Genomic DNA, 3,896 nt, shown 5'->3' on the forward strand with positions numbered 1-3,896 from the left:
GTGAAATCGCTTCCGGCCGCAACGCCAGCGACAGCGTGTCGCCGGACTTCGAGCCGTTGAGCTTGCCCTTCAGCGAGACTTCCTGCGCGTTGACCTGCACTTTGCCCGAGGCGGCGTCGGTGACCTTGCCTTCCAGCACGTTGAGCGTGCCGACGAAATTGGCGACGAACTTCGTCGCCGGCCGATTGTAGATCTCGAATGGCGTGCCGACCTGTTCGGCCTTGCCGCCATACATGACGGCGATGCGGTCGGAGATCGACAGCGCCTCTTCCTGGTCGTGCGTGACGAAGATGGTGGTGATGCCGAGCTTCTTCTGGATCGAACGGATTTCCTCGCGCAGCGACACGCGCACCTTGGCGTCGAGCGCCGACAGCGGCTCGTCGAGCAGCAAAAGCTTCGGCTTCGGCGCGATCGCGCGAGCCAGCGCGATACGCTGCTGCTGGCCGCCGGAGAGCTGGTAGGGATAGCGATCGGCCATCTGCGGAAGCTTGATGATGTCGAGCATCTCCGCAACGCGGGCGTCGATCGCCGCCTTCGGCATGCCGGCCACTTTCAGCCCGAAGCCGATGTTCTGCGCCACGGTCAGGTTGGGGAACAGCGCGTAGGCCTGAAACACCATGCCGACATTGCGCTGGTTCGGCTTCAGCCTGGTGATGTCCTTGCCGCCAGCCACGATCTTGCCGGCGCTCGGCTCCTCGAAGCCTGCCACCATGCGCAGCACCGTCGTCTTGCCGCATCCGGACGGCCCGAGGAAGGAGACGAATTCACCCGGCTCGACGTCGAGGTTGAAATCCTCGACCACCGTTGTGGCGCCGAAGGACTTTCGCACATGCTGGATGGAGAGGAACGGCTCGGCCATGGCTTTGACTTTCAGTTCGGTCGATTTGCCGATTTCGGCGCGAAGCGAGACAGGATCTGGATCAGCGACATGCAGCCCCAGGTAATGGCGAAGGCGATAATGGCAAGCGCCGCGGGCTCGTAGGCGCGGTTGGCGCCGATGTTCTGCAGGTACGGTCCGAAGGCCGGACGGTTGAGCAGGCTGGCCATGGTGAACTCGCCGATGACGATGGCGAAGGTCAAGAATGCGCCAGACAATACCGCGATCAGCACATTTGGGAGGATTACCCGACTGATGATCGTGCCCCAACCGGCACCGAGGATCTGCGCAGCCTCTGTCAGCGTTCTGACGTCTATGGTGCGCAACCCGGTGTCGACGGCGCGGTACATGTAGGGCAGCGCCAGGGTCGCATAGCCGATGACCAGCAGGGCATTGGTGGCCGCGTCGTTCCCCAGGAACGGCAGCCACGAGTTCGAGCCGTACATCCTGATATAGCCGAAGACGATGACGATGGCCGGGATGACCAGAGGCAGCAGCGTGATGAACTCGACGATCGGCCTGAGTTGCGGCAGCCTGAGCCGGATCCAGTAAGCGGCTGGCACCACCACCAGCACGCCGAGAATAATGGTGAAGATGGCGGCCACCACCGAATACATGAAGGTCGCCTGGAAGCGCGCATCGCCCAGCACGATCTGGTAGGCGTCGAACGAATAGGCGCCGCGACGCATGCGCATGGAGAATTCCACCGTCGCTATCAGCGGGATGAAGAAATAGGCCGCGCCAAGAATGAAAACGACCCAGGCCCAGAAGCGTCCGGTCTTCATTTCAGCCACCTCTCCGACCGTGTCCGGAACCAGATGTAGAAGACATTGGCGAGGCCGGTGATGACGATCATGCCGAAGGCGATCGCATAGCCGAGATGCGCATTGTGCAGCACGTCGCCACGGATCTGCGCATAGAGCAGGATCGGCACGATGTTGAGCGACGAACCGGTCAGCGCATAAGCCGTAGCTATGGCGCCGAAGGCATTGGCGAAGAGCAGGATGACGGTGCCGAGGAAGCTCGGCCAGATCACCGGGATGACCACTATGCGCCAGTACTGGGCCGTGGTCGCGCCGAGCGTCGCGGCGGCCTCCCCCCATTCCCTCTTCAGCCCGTCGATCGCCGGCACGATGATCACCACCATCAGCGGAATCTGGAAATAGACATAGGTCAGCGTCAGGCCCCAGAAGGACAGGATGTTGAAGCCGTGCGCATAGATGTTGAGACCTAAAAGCGTGTTCAGCAGCACAGTCGCAAGGCCGAGCCGGCCAAGGGTGGCGAGGAAGGCGAAGGCCAGCGGAATACCGGCGAAATTGGAAGCGACGCCGGAAAACGTGAGCGTCGCCGAACGTATCCAGTCCGGCAGGCCGCCGCGCACGATGGCGATGGCTATTGCCAAGCCGGCAAAAGCTCCGATCAGCGCCGAAGCCAGGCTGACCTTGATAGAGATCCAGTAGGCGGCAACGATGTTTGGCTCCGACAGGGCGACGAGATTTTCCAGCGTGAACTCACCCGCCTCGTTCTGGAAAGCGCCCAGCATCAGGTAGAGCGTGGGCAGGATCAGGAACATGACGGCGAAGATGAAGAAGGGCGCGACGCCGATCCATTGCGTCGGCAGCCGCAACGCGCGCGCCTCGCTGGGTGGCGCGGTCTTCCCTGCAATGGCTTGGTTTGAAAGCGAGAGATCGGTCATGCGCCGGCTACCGTCTTCGAGAGGCTCCGGGCGGCCTCGAAGCCGCCCGGACATTTCTGCAACTTACTTGACGTTGGCGCCGACAACGGCGTCCCAGTTCTTGGTGATCGCTTCCTTCGCCTTGCCCTGCTCGTCGAGCGTCGGGAACACCGCCGCGGCGTAGGAATCGGCCGGCGGCATCTTCGCCATCACGTCGGCCGGCAGCTTGCCGTTCTTGGAGAGGTCGTTGAAGCGGATCGGGTGGCAATAGCCCTTCAGCCAACCAATCTGGCCTTCGTCGGAATAGAGATATTCCAGCCAGAGCTTGGCAGCATTCGGATGCGGCGCATAGGCGCTGATCGCTTGCACATAGACGCCAGCGACGACACCGGTCTTCGGCACGACGACGTCGACCGGCGGATTGCCCTTAAGCGTGTCGCGGCCGGAGAGCGCGTTGTAGTCCCAGGTGACCAGGATCGGAGTTTGGCCCTGGGCCAGCGTCGCGGCCTTGCCGATGACAGGCACGAAATTGCCGGCGGCATTGAGCTTCTTGAAGAAGTCGAGGCCGGCGGTGCCCGCGGCTTCGCCAGCGGCCGCACCCGTCGACAGGCCTGCGGCATAGACGCCCTGGATCGCTTGGTTCGAGGCACGTGGATCACCGGCAAGCGCCACGGTGTTGGCGTAGTCGGACTTCAGCAGGTCAGCCCAATCGGCCGGCGCTTCCTTGACCAGATCCTTGTTCACTTCGAAGGCAAGCACACCATAGTAGTCGCCGGTCCAGTAGCCTTCGGCATCCTTGGCGCTATCCGGAATGGAATCCCAGGTCGACACCTTGTAGGGCTGGATCAGGCCGTCCTTCTTGGCGGACGGGCCGAACGACAGGCCGACGTCGATCACGTCGGGCGCCTGCGGGCCCTTGTTGTCCTTGTTTGCCTTGATCGCCTCGACCTCGTCGCCCGAGCCGGCGTCAGGGTTGAGCTCGTTGATCTTGATATCCGGATACTTCGCTTTGAAGCTATCGATTACTGCGCCATAGCCGCACCAGTCATGCGGCAGCGCGATGACCGTGAGTTCGCCCTCCGCCTTCGCCGCCTTGGCGAGATCGTCCAGCGAATCCGCCGACGAAATCACCGTCGACGCAAACAGCGCCGCGGCCGAAAGGGAAAGCACCTTCCCCGTGAATTTGAACATGTGTTCTCTCCATTGAACTGACGCCATTGGACGCCTGCGTTGCGGTATCGTTTTCCTGTGACAGCCAGATGAAAGCTTTGTGAAACCGGCGCCCCGCAGTGTGAAAAAGTAAACTCTTTTTAACCGCTTGTAGCAATCGTCTCGCGATTCTTT

General features: G+C 61.9%; 4 protein-coding genes. All 4 read right to left on the minus strand.

What is annotated here, in order from left to right; translation table 11 throughout:
* A partial coding sequence (locus EOA38_RS30085) for an ABC transporter ATP-binding protein (protein ID WP_145966127.1) occupies nucleotides 1-859 on the minus strand: 859 nt, incomplete at its 3' end.
* A gap of 11 nt (nucleotides 860-870) precedes the next feature.
* On the minus strand, nucleotides 871-1,662 hold the full coding sequence (locus tag EOA38_RS30090; RefSeq protein WP_126092104.1) for an ABC transporter permease: 792 nt from the start codon (nucleotides 1,660-1,662) through the stop codon (nucleotides 871-873).
* The gene (locus EOA38_RS30095) at nucleotides 1,659-2,573 is read right to left on the minus strand and encodes an ABC transporter permease subunit (RefSeq protein ID WP_126092103.1); all 915 of its coding nucleotides are present in this window, start codon (nucleotides 2,571-2,573) and stop codon (nucleotides 1,659-1,661) included. The genes EOA38_RS30090 and EOA38_RS30095 overlap by 4 nt, the downstream gene beginning before the upstream one ends.
* Nucleotides 2,574-2,636: 63 nt before the next feature.
* The gene (locus EOA38_RS30100) at nucleotides 2,637-3,743 is read right to left on the minus strand and encodes an ABC transporter substrate-binding protein (RefSeq protein WP_126092102.1); all 1,107 of its coding nucleotides are present in this window, start codon (nucleotides 3,741-3,743) and stop codon (nucleotides 2,637-2,639) included.
* Nucleotides 3,744-3,896 lie beyond the last annotated feature (153 nt).

The sequence above is a fragment of the Mesorhizobium sp. M1E.F.Ca.ET.041.01.1.1 genome (genome assembly GCF_003997355.1).
In the GTDB taxonomy this organism is placed as follows: Bacteria; Pseudomonadota; Alphaproteobacteria; order Rhizobiales; family Rhizobiaceae; genus Mesorhizobium.